General features: G+C 66.8%; 1 pseudogene. It reads left to right on the top strand.

Annotated elements, in window-relative coordinates:
- Positions 1-711, top strand: a pseudogene (locus ABEA06_RS14605) (transposase); the annotation flags it as partial.
- Between the last annotated feature and the right edge of the window lie 304 nt (positions 712-1,015).

Here is a 1,015-nt window from a genome sequence, read left to right as displayed (position 1 = left end):
GGGCCAGAGAGGACTGCCGTTCAGATCTGATGCGCGCCCGCCACCGGCTTTCAAAATTGCTGCTGCGCCATGGGATCGTCTATGACGGTGGGCAGGCCTGGACCGGGGCCCATCACGCGTGGCTGGCCCGCCAGCACTTGGAATCCCCGGCGACTCGGATGGCTTTTGACGCCGAGCACGAGACGGTGCTGGCCACTCTGGCCCGCCGTGACCGGCTGGATCAAGCGATCAGGAAAATGGCCACCGAGTCCCAGTTCTGCGAGGTGGTTCATCGATTGGGGTGCTTGCGCGGGATCTCGACGCTGACCGGGTTCGGGCTGGCCGTGGAAATCGGTGACTGGCACCGTTTCACCGGCAACACCATCGGGGCCTTCGTCGGGTTGGTGCCCTCCGAGCACTCCTCTGGGACCAGCAGAGCACAGGGGCCGGACACCCAAGACCGGTAACACCCATGCCCGGCGGCTGCTGGTCGAAGCAGCCTGGCACCACCGCCCGGCATACCGCATCGGCAAGACCATGCGCGATCGCTGGGACTTGGCCCCGGCCGCCGCCCGGGCTCGCGGCGATGCGGGCAACCGCAGGTTGCACGAACGCTGGCTGCGAATGCTCGAACGCAAAAAGCGTTCCACGATCGCCAATGTGGCCATCGCCCGGGAGCTGGCTGGATGGTGCTGGTCTTTGGCCGTGATGGAGGAGGTCACCACCGGATAGGCCCCCCGCCCCACAAGCCGGCCCGCCGGTGGTCCCGGGAGGCAGCGCGTGGAGCGATCCGCGAAACACCTATGAGCAGCACCGTGGTGTTCTTCACCTCGGTGCCACGCTCGATCCTAGACACGCGGTCCGCTCCAGCCGAACACCGTCCTGCGGTACCCAACCCGCGCATATCAGTCTGACCGCGCGTCGCCACCGACACGCTTCCCGGTCAGCACCGGCTGGGCCAACACGAGGCGCCGCCCGGATAGCTTCCGGACGGCGCCTCACCCTGCCCTCTTGACAAGGAATCCCTACATATCAG

Origin of the sequence: Kocuria gwangalliensis, assembly GCF_039544365.1 — a bacterium.
Classification (GTDB): Bacteria; Actinomycetota; Actinomycetes; order Actinomycetales; family Micrococcaceae; genus Kocuria; species Kocuria gwangalliensis.
This window is presented reverse-complemented; position numbering and strand designations above follow the sequence as displayed.